The organism is Flexithrix dorotheae DSM 6795 (assembly GCF_000379765.1).
GTDB lineage: Bacteria > Bacteroidota > Bacteroidia > Cytophagales > Flammeovirgaceae > Flexithrix > Flexithrix dorotheae.
The window spans coordinates 273,449-293,001 of record NZ_KB903454.1; the positions used below are offsets into that span (position 1 = coordinate 273,449).

General features: G+C 36.6%; 13 protein-coding genes and 2 tRNA genes. 5 read left to right on the top strand and 10 right to left on the bottom strand.

Annotated features, from left to right (window positions below; genetic code table 11):
- Window position 1: 1 nt before the first annotated feature.
- A complete protein-coding gene (locus A3EM_RS43450) occupies window positions 2–2,056 on the top strand; it encodes an OmpA family protein (RefSeq protein WP_052323381.1) in 2,055 nt (684 codons plus the stop codon).
- Between the two features lie 52 nt (window positions 2,057–2,108).
- Here the strand turns inward: A3EM_RS43450 and A3EM_RS0123295 are convergent, their stop codons facing one another.
- Window positions 2,109–3,029 (bottom strand): hypothetical protein, encoded by a 921-nt coding sequence (locus A3EM_RS0123295; protein WP_157638046.1) that lies wholly within the window; start codon window positions 3,027–3,029, stop codon window positions 2,109–2,111.
- 78 nt (window positions 3,030–3,107) lie between these two features.
- Between A3EM_RS0123295 and A3EM_RS46165 the strand changes: the two genes are divergently transcribed.
- From A3EM_RS46165 to A3EM_RS0123310, 3 genes are all read left to right on the top strand, one after another.
- Window positions 3,108–6,101 carry a family 10 glycosylhydrolase gene (locus A3EM_RS46165; RefSeq protein WP_020530669.1) on the top strand — a complete coding sequence of 998 codons (2,994 nt, stop codon included), beginning with the start codon at window positions 3,108–3,110 and terminating at the stop codon, window positions 6,099–6,101.
- A gap of 71 nt (window positions 6,102–6,172) precedes the next feature.
- A complete protein-coding gene (locus A3EM_RS0123305) occupies window positions 6,173–7,849 on the top strand; it encodes a sulfatase family protein (RefSeq protein WP_020530670.1) in 1,677 nt (558 codons plus the stop codon).
- Between the two features lie 66 nt (window positions 7,850–7,915).
- Window positions 7,916–8,386 carry an OsmC family protein gene (locus A3EM_RS0123310; protein WP_020530671.1) on the top strand — a complete coding sequence of 157 codons (471 nt, stop codon included), beginning with the start codon at window positions 7,916–7,918 and terminating at the stop codon, window positions 8,384–8,386.
- 44 nt (window positions 8,387–8,430) lie between these two features.
- On the opposite strand, the gene A3EM_RS0123315 is transcribed toward A3EM_RS0123310, so the two are convergent.
- From A3EM_RS0123315 to A3EM_RS0123350, 8 genes are all read right to left on the bottom strand, one after another.
- Window positions 8,431–8,502 (bottom strand) — tRNA-Glu (locus A3EM_RS0123315).
- 31 nt (window positions 8,503–8,533) lie between these two features.
- Window positions 8,534–8,605, bottom strand: a tRNA-Glu gene (locus tag A3EM_RS0123320).
- A gap of 131 nt (window positions 8,606–8,736) precedes the next feature.
- A complete protein-coding gene (locus A3EM_RS46170) occupies window positions 8,737–9,282 on the bottom strand; it encodes a peroxiredoxin family protein (RefSeq protein ID WP_020530672.1) in 546 nt (181 codons plus the stop codon).
- A gap of 106 nt (window positions 9,283–9,388) precedes the next feature.
- Window positions 9,389–10,225 (bottom strand): AraC family transcriptional regulator, encoded by an 837-nt coding sequence (locus A3EM_RS0123330; RefSeq protein WP_020530673.1) that lies wholly within the window; start codon window positions 10,223–10,225, stop codon window positions 9,389–9,391.
- Between the two features lie 13 nt (window positions 10,226–10,238).
- Window positions 10,239–11,111, bottom strand: coding sequence for a transglutaminase family protein (locus A3EM_RS0123335; RefSeq protein ID WP_026210542.1), 873 nt, complete (start codon window positions 11,109–11,111; stop codon window positions 10,239–10,241).
- Window positions 11,108–13,687: a circularly permuted type 2 ATP-grasp protein gene (locus tag A3EM_RS0123340; RefSeq protein ID WP_020530675.1), complete on the bottom strand. Its 2,580-nt coding sequence runs from the start codon at window positions 13,685–13,687 to the stop codon at window positions 11,108–11,110. Before A3EM_RS0123340 ends, A3EM_RS0123335 begins: the two co-directional genes overlap by 4 nt.
- A gap of 412 nt (window positions 13,688–14,099) precedes the next feature.
- Window positions 14,100–14,708, bottom strand: coding sequence for a SprT-like domain-containing protein (locus A3EM_RS0123345; RefSeq protein ID WP_020530676.1), 609 nt, complete (start codon window positions 14,706–14,708; stop codon window positions 14,100–14,102).
- Between the two features lie 34 nt (window positions 14,709–14,742).
- Window positions 14,743–15,495, bottom strand: coding sequence for a TrmH family RNA methyltransferase (locus A3EM_RS0123350; protein WP_020530677.1), 753 nt, complete (start codon window positions 15,493–15,495; stop codon window positions 14,743–14,745).
- Window positions 15,496–16,061: 566 nt separating this feature from the next.
- On the opposite strand from A3EM_RS0123350, the gene tamL reads away from it, so the two are divergent.
- Window positions 16,062–18,554, top strand: a complete 2,493-nt coding sequence (gene tamL / locus A3EM_RS43465) for a translocation and assembly module lipoprotein TamL (RefSeq protein WP_020530678.1) — start codon at window positions 16,062–16,064, stop codon at window positions 18,552–18,554.
- Between the two features lie 48 nt (window positions 18,555–18,602).
- Here the strand turns inward: tamL and A3EM_RS0123360 are convergent, their stop codons facing one another.
- On the bottom strand, window positions 18,603–19,490 hold the full coding sequence (locus A3EM_RS0123360; RefSeq protein WP_020530679.1) for a fructosamine kinase family protein: 888 nt from the start codon (window positions 19,488–19,490) through the stop codon (window positions 18,603–18,605).
- Window positions 19,491–19,553 lie beyond the last annotated feature (63 nt).

Sequence of the window (19,553 nt, forward strand, 5' to 3'; positions counted from 1 at the left end):
AATGAATATGAGATTTTTTTCAATTTATATATTTTGGTTTTGCCTGATTTTGGGTTGCTCCCATGGCTTTGCTCAAAATAAACCGCTGGCCAAGGAGAGCTTTAAATCGAAGGATACTTTCCAAAAAACTAAAAAGGCAATTTACGAAGGTGATGAGTGGGTAGAATTAGATCAGGATTATGACAAAGCTTTAAAACATTACCTGATTGCCTATAAATATTTACCTTCCAATGCCGAATTGAATTTTAAAATTGGAAATGCCTATTTAAATGCTGATTTACAGGATAAAACCAATGCCATTTCTTATTTGGAAAAAGCAAAAAAACTGGACAAAGGTATTGATTATAAAATCGATTTTCTCATTGGCCAAGCTTACCATCTTTCCGGAAACTGGAACAAAGCTATAGAACACTTTGATAAATTTCTAAAGCATAAAAACTTATCTGAAGAGGATAAAAAGGCTACAAAGAAAAGGTTGGAGGAATGCGAAAATGGAAAGGCCATTAGCAAAAATCCAGTCAGGGTATTTATTGATAATTTGGGTAAAAAAATAAATTCCCCTTATCCTGAATTTGGGATGGTGATTAAAGAGGATGGTTCGAAATTGTATTTTACCGCCAGAAAACCCAAAGCCGTAGGAAATGAAATTGATCAGGACAGCTATTACTTTGAAGATATTTATGAGGCCAGTACATTAAATGGAGACTGGAGCAGAGTGAAAAATTTAGGGAAACCCATCAATACTGCCGGGCATGAGGCTGTAATTGGTTTTTCCCCTGAGGAGGATAAATTATTGATTTACAGAGGTAGTAATAATGGGGATATTTATTTCTCTCAACGAAAAGGAAAATCATGGCAGGAACCACAAAAAGTGTCAGGTGCAGTAAATTCTAAATACAGGGAAACTTCAGCAAGCCTTTCCCCCGATGGAAACACCCTTTATTTCACCAGTAACCGACCTGAAAATAATAAAGGAGGACTGGATATTTATGTAAGTAAAAGGAATTCCAGAACCGGATGGACCACCCCCAAAAATCTGGGTAAAACCATCAATTCCCCTTATGATGAGGAAGCGGTTTTTATGCATTCGGATGGCAAAACACTTTATTTCTGTTCCAAAGGTCACAATTCCATTGGAGGATATGATGTATTCAAAAGTACATTAGATGACGGAAAATGGAGTAATCCGGAAAACCTTGGCATTCCCATCAATACCCCCGGAGACGATTTATTCATGGTGGTTACCGCAGATCATCAAACAGGTTATTATGCTACTTTCAGGAAGGATGGTTTTGGAGAGAAAGATTTGTACAAGGTCTCATTTCTTGGTCCGGAAAAACACACCGAAACCGATATTGCCTTTTTTAATTTTAAAGAAAAAACCGAATCTTTAGATTTAAAGTCCCTGATTGTTAACCATTTAATGGAAAAGGGGAAATCCAAGCTTATCCCTTTTGAAGGATTAATTGTAGAAGGAAAAGATGGAAATCCGGTAAAAGCCAAATTGATACTAACTGACCTGAAAAAGAATGAAATTGTGGAAGAAATTTATTCCAATGAAACCAATGGTGGTTTTTCAGTAACCCTTACCACAGGCAGAAATTATGGCATCACTGTATCAGCAGAAGGTTTTCTTTTTCATTCGGAAAACATTTTTATTCCCAAAAAAGAAGAAGATAAAATCCACAAAAAAATTGTGCTGAGCAAACTGGAAAGCGGCAGTAAAATAGTGCTCAACAATGTGTTTTTTGATTCCGATAAATATGATCTAAAACCCACTTCGGAAGCTGAGTTGGAAAACATTGTAAAATTGCTCAAGGAAAACCCCGAACTAAAGGTGGAAATATCCGGGCATACCGATAATGTGGGAAATGAGGATTATAACCTCAAACTTTCCCGAAAAAGAGCCATTTCTGTGGTAAAAAAATTAGCAGAAGCAGGAATTGAGAAAAACCGATTAAAACCTGTGGGATACGGTTCAAAATCCCCGGTAGCCTCCAATGAAACAGAAACGGGCAGGCAACAAAACAGAAGAACTGAATTTAAGATTCTTTAGTTGGATTAAAAAAAACCTGCGATATCGATTAGGAATTTTGAATCGCATAAAATTATTCCAGCCCTAGCTCTTTTCTTAAACCAGCATGTTCATTATTATGCTTGGTCCAATAATCTGTTTTTAAAGTTTCAATTTTGGTGGCTTTTGTGGTCAAGGTTGGAGCATTTTCCCCAAAGCCATCTTTGTAGCTTTCCTCCCAGGAAATAATTTCATGAGGAAATTCCTTTCTGAAAAGAATTGTTAAATCCCTTTCCGGCTGTTCAAAATGGACATGATACTGCATTAAACCTGATTCTTCTGGCCCTTCTTCCAGTTTGGCAGAAGCTTTTACAATATCAAACTCAAGGTGTTTCAATCGCTGAAACAATGTCCCGGGAATGATTTTGAAATCTCCCGTAGGCAATGATTGAGGATGGAGCCTAATGATATTCCAGATTTCATCTTCCAGAAAAGTTTTATTTAAAGTTAATTCCTGATCGCCTTCGCTTTCAAAATAAGATTTCAGAGAACCCTTATATTGATTTCCCTTCAAATTTAATTGGGTAAATGTATGTCCGCACCATTCCTGTGCTGAGGCAGTTACTTTCAAGGTATTGGAATATTTATTTCTTTCTACCGGGGTAAATACCGATGCCATTAAGGAATATGGATAAATTCCGGTATCAAATTTTTTGGTAAAATTCAATTTCATCACCGTGACATGATCATCACCTGCTGTTTCCGGATTATCCAGCTTTACCTGCTTCTTTTTAGAAAATCCCTCCGTCACGAAAATCAGTACAGCTTTCCCCTCATGGATTTCCCCATACCTGGCCTGTTCCAATTTATAACTGGTCAGTTCCGCTTCTCCCTGGTACCAGTAATCTCCAAACTTTTCATTTAAACTAAAATCACTTTCCTCTGGTGGAATGGGTACACAACCCAAAGTGATGAATAAAATAAGTAATAAAGTTTTTTCTATTCTAAAATTCATAATGATTTTCCAGATAATTTTTCTAATTTGAAAAAGTGACAATGAAATTAAAAATATCTATTGGATGACTAAAAATATATGAGTAAAATCAACCCGGCACAAATAAACAATTATTTCAGTCTAATCAGTGGGAAAACACCTTTCATTTCCCTGACTTATACACTAACCAATTTCATCCTTTTTCTGTTCTGTTTATTTTCTACAGCAAACGGGTTTGCCCAAAATCAGTCCAAAAAAAGAGAATTCCGGGGCGTTTGGGTAGCTTCTGTTGCCAATATCGACTGGCCTTCTGCTAAAAATCTATCCAGTGAAACACAACAAAAAGAGTTTATAGAAATTCTGGATAATCTTACCGCAAGCAAAATGAATGCGATAGTGGTTCAGATAAGACCTGCAGCCGATGCCTTTTTTCCCAGTAAACTGGAACCCTGGTCCTACTGGCTTACCGGAGCACAGGGGAAAGCACCTGACCCCTACTACGATCCCTTAAAATTCATGATTGAAGAATGCCACAAAAGAAACCTTGAATTTCATGCCTGGATTAATCCCTTTCGTGTAGCCACTCCTGCACATTACAAATTTGCAGAAAATCATATTTCTCAAAAAAAACCGGAATGGATTGTGGAATATGGCAGTTTAAAAATGCTCAATCCGGGACTCCCGGAAGTAAGAGCTTACCTTTTGGATGTGATTGCAGAAATTCTGACAAAATACAAAGTAGACGCCCTTCACTTTGATGATTATTTTTATCCTTATCCCGAAAGAGGAATTATTTTTAAAGATGAGGAGGCCTTCAAGGAGAATAATCCCAATCAATTAGTAAAAGGAGACTGGCGAAGAGAAAACATCAATACCTTGATTCGTGAAACGCATCAATTAATTACTCAAATTAACCCCAGAATAAAGTTTGGAATTGGCCCATCTGGCATTTGGAGAAACAAAAGAAATCATCCTGATGGTTCGGATACCAATGGGCTTTCTGCTTATGATGAACTTTTTGCAGATACGAAAAAATGGATAAATGAAGGCTGGATAGATTACATTGCCCCACAGTTGTACTGGACCAAAAATTACAAGCCAGCCTCCTATGATAAGCTTGTAAAGTGGTGGTCGGAAAACATAGGAGACAAGCACCTTTACGTGGGACATGCTGTGTTTAATATTCACTACGGCAATGGGAAACAGTGGAAAAAAAATGGTGAAATTCCCGGCCAGATCAGGTACAACAGACAATTTGATCATGTACATGGCAGCTTGTTTTTTAGTGCCAGCCACTTGCAGAAAAACCCTGGTTATTTTACCGATAGCCTTCGACAAAATTTATTTACTACTACTGCCCTATTACCCACCATGTCCTGGAAGGATTCTATTCCTCCCAGAAGCCCTAAAAACTTCCAGGTTCAACAAGGAAAAGATGGAAATTTAATTCGTTGGGAAAGTGCTTCCACGGCAAGCGATGGAGATAATGCTTATCAGTATCTGGTTTATAAATTTCCCGATTCCTTAAATTTTGATGAAGTTGATGGGCAATTCATTCAGGAAATTTTGCCCGGAGATAAAAAAGAATTTTTCGATAAAACTGAAATGCCTACAAAGTCTTTTAAATATGCCATTACCGCCCTGGATTCTTTGCAAAATGAATCTGATTTACCATTTCAGATGAAGGAAACTTCTGCAGTTTCAGAAATCACAAACATAGCGATATTTCCAGGCATGGCTCAGGTAGACAGAGCCACTCATGTACTGGTTGACAAAGGGTTTAACCGTATTTACATTCCTGAACTAAGCCCCAAGTTAATCCCGGAAAGTCTGGTTGTTACTACTTCAGCGGATGTAAAAGTTTCGGAAATCAGGCACCATATAGCATTTAATGATCTTGAAAAATATAACAGTTTAATTTCCCAGTTATATGATTCCATAAATGCTATTCAGTTTAAACTGAAAGCCATTACCGATTCCATGGAAGTACTTCAACTTACCGAAAAAGTGATGATGGCTAATCAGAAGCTGGAAGGAACAAATTATACAGTCTCCACTGAGGAAGTCAGAAAATTTACCGCATTCTTTCAGGAAAAGCTCAATGAATTCCGGAACAAACAAAGACTACTCACTCAGGAAGAAGAAATACAAGCTAAAATTTTAAATGAGGTAAGGAGGAAGGTAAAGGAATATGAAAATTGGGCGGGTAAAGAATCTGGCAAAATTGAATTAATTGTTGAATCAAAAGAAAAATTAACGATTCCAATTGAGATTAGCTTTCTGGTTAAAAATACTGATTGGAAACCCATTTATAATTTTAAAATAGATAAAACTAAAAATGATGTTTGGTTAGGCTACCAGGCAAAAATTTCCCAGCGTACGGAAAAAGACTGGGAACAGGTAAATATTGGGTTATTCTCCAAACAAAATAACTGGAATGGTAATTTAAAAGATTCGGTCAGTACAGATTTTAAAAATAATTTCGACCCAATTGTTAATATTAAACTTCCTAACCCTGTCTCCATCCCATCGGACTCTATTGCACATCTCATTCACGTGATTGACCAAAAAATAAAAGCTGATTTCATCTATCAAATAATAGCGGAAAAATCAAATTACAGCTTTTTAAAACTGGAACTACCAGAATGGAGAAAATTGAATTTATCCTCAGGGAAAGCCAAAATATTTGTGGATAATTTATTTTATGCCAATTCCTATTTGGAAACGAATAATTCCCTAGACACCCTTCCTTTTATTGTGGGGAAAGATAAAACGGTAATTGTGGAAAAATCAGTTCACTCCGAAAAAATCGAAAAGCCACATTTTGTGTTTTTTAAAAAAGATATCAGACATTTTAAAATCACGATCAAAAACTTAAAGGAAAAAGAGGTGACTGTAGAGTTAAAAGAAACAATTCCCTACCGGGATAAAAAATGGCATCATACCAAAATTTTTACTGAAAGTGAATACACAGAAAAGGAAAATGGAAATTTGGAATGGGAATTCGAACTTAAGCCTGGTGAATCTAAAATAATTGAATATGGATATAAATACAGCTACCCCAAACCTAAACAAAAATCGAAGGAGGAGTGATATTTTGATGGCTTAATTTCCCGTTCAATTATTCCTTTTTCCCTCCTTATATCAAATAAATTTCAACTCTTATGCAAACAATTAACTTTAAAACTAATTCCAAAACTTCTACTTATTTGAGAATGAAAATTACCACCCCAATTCTATTTTTGGCAAGTCTGTTTTTCTTTCAGGCTTGCCAAAATAAAGAAACTCCAACAACAGAAACTCCAGTAAAAAGACCAAATATTCTAATTGCGATAAGTGATGACCAGTCTTATCCATACACCAGTATTTACGGTGACAAAACTACACAGACACCTGCTTTCGATAAAATAGCCAATGAGGGTATTTTATTTCACAATGCTTTTGTGGCTTCTCCTGGTTGCGCTCCTTCCAGAGCCTCAATATTTACCGGAAGGTACCCATGGCAAAACAGAAATGCAGGTACGCATAGCAGTGAATTTCCATCGGATTTAATCATTTTTACCGATTTACTCAATCGGGAGGGATATAAAGTCGGGTATACAGGAAAAGGCTGGGGACCTGGTTCCTGGGAAAAGGGAGGTAGGGATAAAAACCCGGCTGGGGATTACTATCAGGATACTACACATACTTATGATGAATACTACCCGGAAAAAAAATACTCTAAAAAAATCTCTTCAAAAAATTACGCCAAAAATTTTGAGCATTTCCTCAGCCAGAAAAAAGAAGGAGAATCATTTTGCTTTTGGTTTGGCGCACATGAACCTCACCGAAGATTTGAAGAAGGAATTGGCCTGAAAAGAGGGAAAAAACCAGAAGATGTTAACGTCCCGCCATTTCTACCAGATGCTCCCGAAATTCGTAGTGATATTCTTGATTATTCCGTTCATATCGAATGGTTCGATTTACACCTGAGCAGGATAATCCAAAAGCTGGAAGAAATTGGTGAACTTGACAATACCATCATTATCGTGACTTCGGATAACGGCATGGCTTTTCCAAGAGCAAAGGCAACCTGCTTCGAATATGGTGCCCATGTTCCGATGGCAATCAGGTGGGGCAACCAGATCAAGAATCCTGGAAGAGTCAATGAAGATTTAATTTCCTCTACTGACATTTTCCCTACGATTGTTGAAGCCACCGGAATCCAGCCTCCTGATACCATAAACCTTTCAGGGAAAAGTCTGCTAAATATTTTTGAATCTGAAAGTGAAGGTATTGTAGATCAGGAGAGAAAAGCAGTATACTTTGCCAGAGAAAGGCATTCTTCTTCCCGGTATAATAATGCCGGCTATCCGCAGCGGGCAATGAGAACCAAAGATTTTTTATTCATTAGAAACTTCCATCCGGAAAGATACCCTGCAGGTTCTCCACAACAAATATTTGATAATGGGGTGACTTCCAAATTACATGGAGAACCAGATCCGAAAACCGGAGAATATATTGGTGCCTATACAGATATTGATGCCTGCCCATCCAAAGACTTTTTAATTGCCAACCGGGAAAATCCGGAGGTCGCGCACTTCTTTCATCTTACAGTAGACCTCTGGCCTGAGGAAATGTTATTTGATATTAGGACTGATCCCGGATGTTTGACTAATCTGGCAAACAACCCGGAATATAAGGGCATTAAAGCCAATCTAAGGAATCAACTGGACAATTACCTTATCGAAACTAAAGATCCCAGAATGGTGGGTGATAACCCCGAAGTTTGGGAAGGTTACAAACGCTATGCACACATACGTCAGTTTGTGAAACCAGATTGGGCAAAAGAAGCAAATTAATAAAATAGAAGCCTTTCTCCATCGGGATATTTATCTTTAGTCCATTAAAACTAAACATTTAGAAAAATGGGCAAAATTCATCATTATTCTCAAAAAGTAAAATGGACAGGAAACCTGGGTAAGGGTACTTCATCATACAGAGATTATGACCGGGAATATGAAGTAGAAGTACCTGGGAAACCGACTATTCAAGGTTCATCAGATCCCAGCTTTCTTGGCGACCCTGGCAAATACAATCCGGAAGATTTATTGGTTGCTTCACTTTCATCCTGCCATCTGTTATGGTATTTACATTTGTGTGCGGTAAATAAAATTACTGTCACCAGTTATGAAGATTTTCCAGAGGGAATAATGGAAGAAAACGAAGATGGAAGCGGGCAATTTGCTGAAGTAACCCTGAAACCCAAAGTCATTATATTAGAAGAAACCAAACTAGACCTTGCCCGTCAACTTCATCAAAAAGCCAATAATATGTGCTTTATCGCCAGGTCAGTCAATTTTAAGGTTATGCATAAGCCAGAGATAATCGTTAATTAATTTTAGAGCAAAAAAAAAGCCGGTTGAATCAACCGACTTTTTTGTACTCCGTAGGGGAATCGAACCCCTGCTACCAGGATGAAAACCTGGCGTCCTAACCCCTAGACGAACGGAGCTAAATGCTATGTTTATGTTCCAAAAAAAATGTACTCCGTAGGGGAATCGAACCCCTGCTACCAGGATGAAAACCTGGCGTCCTAACCCCTAGACGAACGGAGCATTTTTTGGAGATGCAAATGTAAAAACCCATTTCAATTTTACAAAGTATTACCTCAAAAAAAGATAAAAAAAATTTAATTAAAGTAAAAAAACGCCCCTAAAACACAAATAAAGAGCGATTTACTACAGATTTATTTTTCACCTTTTCCCCATCTCCACACGCTATCAATATCTATGTGCTCGCTAAATTCTGTTCCAAAAAATGATTCCACAATATTTTGGTTTTCATCAATCAAAAAATCAGCAGGTAAAAGGGACTCTCTTGGCATGGAATCAAAACTAAAAAAGCCACTGCCCATCATTTTCATCATCATCTTCATGTTCCCCATAGTTTTCAGCATTCCCTTAGTAGAGCTTTTAATCATATAATCTTTGTAGATATCTCTACCGGCATCAGGAATAATAGGAAATGGAGGGTTTTGTTTACCTGCATACTTTTTTATTTGTTGGGCTGAAGAGGCAAAAAGCACTAAAATCTCTACACCACTTTTTTTAAGTTTTTCAGCATTCCTAATCAATAACTGCATTCTCATATTACAGAAAGGACATGAAGCATATCGAAAAAAAGTTAACAAGACCTTTTTTCCTTTATAGTCTGCAAGTGAAATAGCATTCCCTAAATAATCCTGAGTTTCAAAAGGGATGGCCTTTTGATTTTTAAAAGTGATCGTTTCCATTTTTTCATTTTTGATGATTACTCAAAATTATTTGGAAAGGGAAATCGAAGATAGGACAAGAGGTTCAATTTTTTGAACATTAAGTTCAGAGTGGCTGGCTGAAAGTTTATTTCGTTCTGTATTCGGAAGGAGAAATTTTAAAGTGGGACTTGAATAATCTGGAAAAGTGAGCAGAATCCTGAAATCCCACTTTATAGGCAATGTCTCCTATGGAAAGAGGGGAAATTTTCAGGAGTTCAGCAGCTCTTTCCAATTTTCTTTTTTTGAAATAATTGGCCGGAGTATCATTATAGACTTTTTTAAATGTTCTTTTGAATGAAGATTCACTTAAGTGGGAAAGCATTGCCAGTTTTTCTATGGTAAAAGGCCCGTAAAGGTGGCTCTCTATCACAGTTTTGAAGTTCACCTCCAAGGGAGAAAACATAGTAGCTATCAATGCCTTTATTGAATCAGCATATTGGGTTTGAATAAGCAACAGAACCAGTTCCTTTATTTTTAATTTTAGCAGTTCCTGATTAACCAAATGGGGATTTTCAAAATAAAACTCAAGGCTTTCTATAAATTTTTGAATTACCGAGTGGGAAGCCAGTTTTTGAATTCGACTGGCCCCTACCCCATTCTGATTAATAAATTCCGGAATTTCATTTTGATAAAGTTGTTTGAGGATTTCCGGATAAAAATGGATGGCATAAATTTTACAATACCCTGCTTCCTTAAATTTCAACCACTCTACGAAATAACTTCCGCACTTTAAAAGCACAGATTCTTTTGAGTTTACATTTTCCCGTTCATGAGCTGCATTAAAGTGCGTTTTTCCATTTTCCACATACACAAAACAAGCCTCTTCCTCAAAAAAGGCCTGATAGACAAAGGGCGGTTCAATGATTAATTTTTCAATCAGGCATTTTTCTCCAATGTCAAATTTTTGCCTACTTACAATCATTTTAATCAGCTTTCTAGATCCTTTTCATATCTACCTCCACATTCATCTTATGTTTTCCACTGCTGTAAATTACACCCTTAAATGGCGTGATATCAAGGTAATCTCTCCCATAGGCTACCGTCACATGTTGTTCTTTGGGAATTTGATTATTTGTTGGGTCAAAATCCAGCCAGCCAAAACCAGGACTAAAAACCGAAAGCCAGGCATGAGAGGCATCAGCCCCTTCGAGTTTTTCCTCCCCTTCCGGAGGAATAGTTTCAATATAGCCACTTACGTATCTGGCTGCTAAACCCATGGAGCGGACACAGGCTATGGCAAACTGTGCATAATCCTGGCAGACACCTTTTTTATGTCTGGCGACTTCATGCAAGGGCGTAGTGACAGAGGTAAACCCGGGTACAAATTTGAAATCCTTAAAAATTCTCTGGGTTAGCTCAAAGGCAGCTTCTAAAACCGGCCTTTCATCCCAAAAAGATACTGCTGCATATTCTTGTATTTCCTGAAAAGGGTGAATTAAGGGAGAGGCAAACACGTATTGTTTGGCATCGATTACTGCATCCTCCTTTGAAGATACCAAAATTTTCCGAACCTCCTGGCAATTTGGACTCTCACTTAAATTTACCGGAAGATTCGGGATTATTTCCACTTCACTTTTTGTAACTACTTTCAGTTCTTTATGTGGCTCCTGTATACTGAAATAAGCCGTTCTATTTCCAAAAAAATCTATTCTTTCATCAAAATCCATGGGATTGGGTTCCACTGAAAGTTCGTATTTCAAACAATTTTGATTAGGCAGATTTCTCGGAATCATCTTCGCTTCATTATAACAAAGATTGACAATTCCACCATACTGGTAAATTGTTTTGTGCGTAACTTGAAATTTCATATTTCAGGATCTATTGTTAGGCCAGTTAACTGTTGTTGGATTTGTGTATGACTGAAATAATTTTGGATAATGACCATAGCAGTTTCATTTAACAAATCTCCTGAATGGCCCAAAAGTGTGTCTAATTTTTCCCTTACAAAAGTTTCCTTTTCATATTCTGCGAGCTTCTCAGGCTCTGCCAACCGAATATTGGTAAAACCTTCTAACACCAGCTTTTCCTGTTTATCCAATACAGGTCCGGAGGTAATTTCGGGAAGCCTTGCCGTGTATATTTGCAATTTTTCAAATTGAAAAGCAAGTGATTTTGGATAATGTTTATCCATTAAAAGTAACTCAAGAACAAATGGCAGATAAAACTTTGATTTATATCTTGACCTGTAATTGTCCAATCCCTCATGCAGATTCAATAATGATTCCTGTAAGGTAGATTCTACCTGTTCATCAAAGCAGGGGACCAGCATGGTTCTCATAGTAGAGACAATGGATAATCCCTGTTCTATTCGCCTACCTATTTGCAAAAGAAACCATCCCATTTCCCTTTGCATATTTTCTGCATTTAAACCTACAAAAGCCACCAGGTTAGTAATAATATGATCTAATAATATCTGAACTTTACGTAACCTGATTTGTTTATTGCCAATGGCAGACTCCCAATGCAATTCCACATTTTCAATCAACCGCCAGGTATCTTTTGCCCACTGATCTCTCACAGCAAAAATGTTATTTTTAAGAAAGATCAGATTCGAAGCAAGTGATCCAATTCGTTTGGTACTTAGTGCCACCGATAACAATTCCCTTTCCGGATATTTAAACTTCCCTTCAGCCCCTTTACCTACAAAACCGGGATAAGTCATGGTGAGATGGGTTAAAGACCTGAGCAGACATTTTAATTCTTCTGATTCAATAGCATCTTTACCAGATATTTTATTTTCATTAAAATTCTGTAAAACAATACGCAATATCCTGGCAGTATACAGGCTCCTTTCTAAATACCGACCTACCCAAAAGAGGTTCTCTGCTGTTCTACTGGATAGGGCATTATTTTCCCTGGCAAACACTACAGGAGTCTTCTTTTTCTTATTTGGAGAGGATAATTTTATACCTTCATTTTTTATATCTTCCATTACCCAGGTATCCTTACTTACACCTCCCAACTGGTTGGAAACAAATGAATCCTCCATGGAAGATGCACTTCGGGTAAGTCCACCGGGCATCACTGAATAGCCCTCCGAAGAAGCAAAAGAAAAGGTTCTTAAAACAGTATACCTAGGTTCAAGAATCCCCTTAACAAAAGATGGAGAGGTAGAAAAACTTACCTGCTGTTGTCCTATGTATAGTTTAGGGTTCGCCAGTATTTTCTGTTTTAAATTTTCGATTTCCACTTCATTCAATTTTGAACCAATTACCGACTGCATATTCATTCCCCTGTCAATTGCCTTAATAATAAACTTGGGAATGTTTTCCAGTACATAATTTAATTCCTTTTCCTGTCCACACCACCAAGTAGCCGCTGACGGTAAAATCAGCTCTTCATCCAGAAAAAACTTGCAAATTCCAGGAAGAAAAGCCATTAATCCGGGATTTTCCAAGACACTACTTCCCAAAGGGTTCACTACAGCCACATTTTTCTGCCGGATTACAGATAGCAGCCCAGTAATACCCAAATGAGAATCAGGACGCAGCTCCAGTGGGTCACAGTAAGTATCATCTACCCTTCTCAGGATAATATCTACTTTCTCCAAACCTCCAAGTGTTTTTAACCAGACGTAGTTATTTTTTACCATTAAATCACTTCCCTGCACCAGCCTAAACCCAAGCTTTGAAGCCAAATATGCATGTTCAAAATAAGTTTCATTATGATAGCCGGGAGTCAAAACAACGGTTCTTGGATTTTCCCGGGAATTATAAACCAGATTACTGAGGTTTTCCGGAATATTTCTGAAGTAATTAGACAACTTCTGGACATTAATTGGCCTGATAAAATCAGGGATCACCCTTAGCATTGCCGAGCGGTTCTCCAACGAGTACCCAGCTCCGGAAGGGGCCTGAGTGCGGTCGTTAATCACCCACATTCTTCCATCAGGTCCTCTGGCCAGGTCGCATCCATGTATAATCAGTTGCTGACTTCCCGGGAACCTGATTCCATCACATTGCCGTAAAAATCCACTGTGGGTATAAATAAGGTCAAGGGGTAAAAGCTTTTCTTTAATTAAAAGTCTTTGCCCGTATAAATCGGATAAAATAAGATTGAGTAATCTGGCCCTTTGCTGTAGACCTTTTTCAATAATTTGCCAGTCCTGATTTTGGATAATCAGGGGAATAAGATCCAGTTCCCAGGGCCTTTCCATGCCCTGGTTTTTATTGTAAACATTATAGGTTACTCCATTCTCTCTTAATACCGCATTTAACTCTCGTTGTCTTCCTGCCAATTCTTCCGCAGAAAGTGCTTTTAAAACATCATAGAAATGCATCCAATGAGGCCTTATTTCTCCCTTAGCGGTCATCATTTCATCATAAGAATATAATGATGATGCATAATTTTGTAAGACCTCTACATTCCTGGCTTCAACCTCCATTTTTATAGTTATTTATTGTCGTAATAAAAGTTGTTTGTGTTCAGATTTTGACCTAAACAAACTGATTTAAACTATCCATTACTGAAGTCTTAAATCAGAGACTAAATGCTAATATAATCAATAGCAGATTATGATTTATTTATATTCAGGAATTGTTTTAGAAGAATTGCAATAATAATTTCTCCCAAACTCAGAGAAAACTATCCACATAAAAAAAAGAAAGGTAAAGTCTTAATTCTGAAATAATTACCACATTTGGAGAGTAGTAACCTCAATTCCCATTATATAAAAAAGATGCTCCGGGCAGGATGCCCCGGACAGCATTCACCAGCAGAGGCTGCGTTTTCGCGACCTTGCTTGGAAAAAGCGTTTTTGGGATACATTGGGAATTGCTGAAAAGTAAAACGAAAACTCAAACCACTACTTTTGCAATTGGGCTTACATAGTATAACCGCCCCGTAGTTATTTCTTTGCAACGGTAATTTTTTCTCAGTTTTTCCAGCTTTTTGAAAACCCTGCCATCTTCCAGCCGAAATATACTATTATCGGGCAAATCTTCCAGATAAGTATAACCATTGTTTTCATCATAATTTTCCAGCACCTTGATTAGTTGAGGGTTAGAGCAACTGGAGGCCCCAGGGTTTCGCATGTATTCGCTCAAAGAATCATAAATATCATTAGGGAAAAACCCTCCATTCAGCATAGGATAAATGAGTTCCTGGAAATTTCTTTTCCATTCTTTCCCATGAGGGGCTACTCTGTTTTTATGTTGCTCCCAGGTAAGCAAGTGAGCAACTTCATGTACAAAAGTAATGAGGAAACTATACTGATTCAGGTTATGATTAATGGTAATTTTATGCCCTCTGCCATTATGAGGAGCATAATAAGAACCTCTTTTTGTTTTCCTTTCTCTGGTAATCACTACCTGAATTCTATATTCAATAATCCAGTCTGCCAATATATCCACAGCCTGCTCCGGTACCTTTCCTTTTATTAATTTTACTAGCTGGCTTTTTATCACTTAATAAAAATTTTATTCTATAATTTAAAAAAACTCAAGGTTTAATCTGCCTCCTGAAATGATCACAAAAAATGGCAGTGGCTACCCCAACATTAAGAGATTCCGCACCACCAAAGCTTGGAATGGATACGCGTTCATTTACATATTTTTCCAAATCAGGGTTTATGCCCCTTGATTCATTTCCTAAAACGATAACTGAAGGAGAATTAAAAGCGTAATCGTGGATATTTTTTCCTTCCATAAATGCTCCTATAGTCTCGAACTTTTTGGGTAATTGATCGAAAAATAAATCCAAATGCTGATAAAAAAGTTTTACACGGGTAAAAGAACCCATTGAGGCTAAAATTACTTTTGGATTATAAAAATCTGCAGTTTCCGGAGAACACACAATATTTTTTATTCCATACCAGTCTGCAATCCGGATTATGGTGCCTAAATTTCCTGGGTCACGGACATCGTCCAATACCAAAGTTACTTCCGTCAACCCGGGCAAATCCAATTGATTATCCCTGGTTTTCACCACTGCAATCACTTGATTATTAGATTTTAGACTTCCATTTCTTTCCAAATTTGTAATGGAAGTTTCCTCCTGCATACATTTGAGGAAGGAAAGCCTTTTGGGGTTTTCTTCTGCAAATTCTTTGGTATAGAATAAAGCTTCGGTTTGAAAATCAGAATTTAATAGTTCTAAAACATTCTTCCGTCCTTCCACTATAAAAAGGCCTTCCTTTTTCCTAAACTTTTTTAATTGAAGTGACCTGATTAATTTCTGCCAGTTTTTGTTCAATTTTGAATCCTTTAATTGAATTGATGGTTTTTAAATATTCGGTCAATTTAATATCAATCTCATTTTGCCTCCCCAAGTGTGGGGCTCAACGAATTGATTATGAGATACAATTACTAATTAAATCAGAGTTTATACTTATGATTTCAGAATTTAATAAAGCCAGTAGCACAAAAAGAAAAAATCGATCGCTTTATATGTACCTCAAAACGATTAATACCGAAACCGTAAAATTAATTTATTATCCCTAATGCGAAGGACGAAATGAATTGATTTTCATTTTTTTTTATCAGGTTTGCAGAAACTACCTAAAGTTTCATAATTAACTAAATGAGTTTAAGTTATTTTCAAATATTGAATTTGAATAATTAAACTTAACTCCCAGTACATATTTTCCGTAAAGATTAAACTTTACATACTGGAACTCCAGATGAATAGAATCTATTTATTACAACTAACCAAACATAAATTAACAACTCATTATCAGTTACTTACATTTTTTAAATTGTAATAGAATTGTTTTTTTATCTAAAATTCTTAGCCACCATAAAATATTTTTTCACCAGGATTTGATCAGAAAGGCATTTATATTTATTCTTTTGCTTTCCCCATTTTACCAGAGTTGTGTTCCCACAAGCAACCTTGGAGAAAATGAATACCTTCTGTACAGTCAGAAAATCAAAAAAAATAAAGCTATTGAAAATGAAGAACTGGAAGTCTTTTACCGGCAAAAACCGAATAGAAAATTAATTTACCTTCCTATTATGCCCTATTTATACGCCTATTATGTGGGGAAGAGAAATTATGAAAACCAGGTGGAAAAGGATAGAAAAAAAATCCTGAAAACTACTGAAAAATATGAGGACAGAATTGCCAAATTAAAAAATAAAATAGGAGAACTTGCTGAAGATTCCTCTAATTATTTACACCCAAAAAAACTAAATCGGGATACACTAAAAATTCAGACCAGGGTAAGAAAACTTAGGCAGAAACTTAGTGAAAAAGTGGAAAAGATTAATAACCGGATTGACAATGGAAATTTTTTAATGCGAACTGTCGGGGAACCACCCAGTATTTATGATTCCACAGCCACTAAGATCACCCTTTCCCAAATGAATCGCTATATGAAATACAGAGGGTATTTCGATGGATATGTTACTACAAAACTGGACACTGCCGAAAAACTCATTACCCTAAACTATATAGTGAAAGAAAACGAACCTTACCGAATAAAGGAAAAAGTTTATGACATTTCTGACAGTACAATCCATTCAATTGTAAAAAATGATTCCCCTAATTCATTAATTCAAAAAAAGGATATTTTCAATGAAGGAAAACTTGAAGAAGAGAGAAAAAGGCTTTCCAGGCTTTTGCGAGATAAGGGATATTTTGAATTTAATCCTTCTTACATATTTTTTAAGGTTAATGATACAATTCGGGAGAAAAAGGTAATCCTTAATTTAATTATCAGGAATCCGCCCAAAAATAAAAAACATACGATTTATGATATTGCTGAAGTCACTTTTGAAAGTGATGTAGATGTAACAACTAGTATAATAAAAAAAGAGAGTTCATATAAAGGGATAAGGTATTTACAGGGTGAAAATCAATATTCCCAAAAAGTGTTAGACAATAAAATTCTGGTCAGACCTGAAAACGAGGTGTTTAGACAGAGCGACACCGAAAACACACAAATTTCCCTTGCCAATATGGATATTTTCAAATTTGTCAATATCCATTACGATACAGTGGGTAGTTCTCTGAATGCACACATTTTCACAAGTCCTTTAAAAAAGTATCAGTATTCCTTTGAAGGAGGATTAAATGTAAGTCAGGCTTTACCTGGACCATTTGTCAGCTTCTCATTTAAGGATCGTAATATTTTTGGAGGGTTGGATATTTTCGAGTTCAATGCCAGAGCTGCCCTGGATGTGCAGGCAGGCGCGACCAGCCAGCAAAATATCAGTAGTCAGGAATTTGGAGCCAACTTTGTTTTCACTTTCCCCCAAATTCTTTTCCCTTCTAAAAAAATCCATAATAATAGAAATCTTCTTGCTCCAAAAACCAAATTGCAATCTGGGTTTGGTTATGTAAACCGTCCTGAATACACCAGAGCAAATGTTCAGGGAATTTGGGCTTACAATTGGCTGAATAAGAAAAAATCCTTATTTAACCTAAGTTTGGTAAATGTAAGTATAATCAATACCATCCGAATAGATTCTGTATTTAAACAACAACTAGACTCTTTATTCAACAGGGGAAGTACTTTAATAAATAGTTTCGATAGTTCCTTTGTCTCCAGTATAGATGCCAGCTATGTAAAATCGGTGGATGCATTTAACATCCAATCCAGGAAAACCAAATACTTTAAGGCATTTATTGAGTTTGGAGGTACTTTAATGAACCTTTTTGATAATGCTAATTTTATTGATCAGGAAAAAATATTTGGTCTGAGGTATTTTAAATTTGTAAAAGGATTAGTGGATTTCCGGCAAGGCTATCCGGTTGGGAAAAATGGGCAGGTGGCAGCAAGATTAAGTATGGGGTTTGCTAAACCTTATGGTTCTACAGATGCCTTGCCTTATGAAAAATACTTCTTTTCAGGAGGAAGTAACAGTAACAGGGCATGGCCAGCCAGACGAATTGGGCCAGGTTCTTTCACTCCAACCACTTTACCAGATGGCCAGTTTGACTATAGTTTTGAGCAACCCGGAGAAATTATTCTGGAATCTAATTTTGAAGTCCGAAGGCCTTTGTTTGGTTTTTTTGATGGGGCTTTATTTGTAGATGCATCCAATGTATGGACTTTTAAAGATGAACCCAACCGACCTGGAGGCCAATTTACTCTAAGAGAATTTTGGAAAGAAATAGCTATTGGTGCGGGAGGAGGAATACGTTTGAACTTCGATTTCCTTTTGATCAGATTTGATTTAGGCATAAAAATGTATGATCCTGCCCGGGAAAAAGGAGACAGGTTAATTATCAATAAACTATCTTTCAAAAATCCGCTTGGGGAACCAGGGCAATACACCTTTAACCTGGGGATTGGATATCCTTTCTAAACTATTTTTATATGAGAATTTGTTTTTTTTGTGGCAGGAAGAAGATGGTTACAAATATTTTTTTATAATAGAAAGTGCCTGATTTCCATATCCACCACCAAAAAGGAAAAAATGATTTAAATAATGGTAAAGCATATAAATTTCATTTCTGGTTTTCCATTCCGGAAGTAATGGGTAAGCCTCCTGATATGCTCCCCAAAAATGCTCGGAAAAGCCACCAAACATGGTCGCCAAACTTAAATCGAATTCCCGATCGGCATAATATGAAGCAGGATCAATAAGAGCAGGCCCCGACATGGTGTATAAATAATTTCCTGACCACAAATCTCCATGAGTTAAAGATGGTGCGGGCCTATGGCTTACAAGTTTTTCAACCCTTAATAAAAACTGATCTATTAATTTTAATTCCGAAACTCCCCAGCTTCCCTTTTTATAAATCAGATTTGTAAGGTATCGAATTTTTTGGTCTGAGTAAAAATCTACCCAATCCATATTCCAAGAATTATTTTGTAAAGTTACTCCACAATAATTATTGGTATAAAATCCAAATTTCTCATTTTCAAATTGATGGATTTCGGCTAATCCTCTACCTAATTTTTCATCCTGGATAATTCTGGATTCATTTGATTGATTTATATATTCAGTGATTAAAAAAGCGGGGTAATTATCCTGAGGCCCTGAATAAGCAATCACTTTGGGGATTTTTAAAGAGGAATTTGCCTTTTTCAATTCGCTAAGGGATTCTGCTTCTCTGATAAATAAATCCGCTGGACCCTGGTGATTCCATTTTGCAAAAAAATCACCACAGTTGGTTTTAATTCTGGAAGCACTATTAATGCATCCTCCTCCTAATAATTTAATACTAGATATTTTTACATCATTTCCTGTTTCTTTCTTTAAAACCTTTTCGAAAAGAGAAATAATTAAGTCACTCATAGCATCTTATTAATGGACGAATAAACTCAAAGCTAAAGAATAAAAAACAGGGAGGGAGGTGAA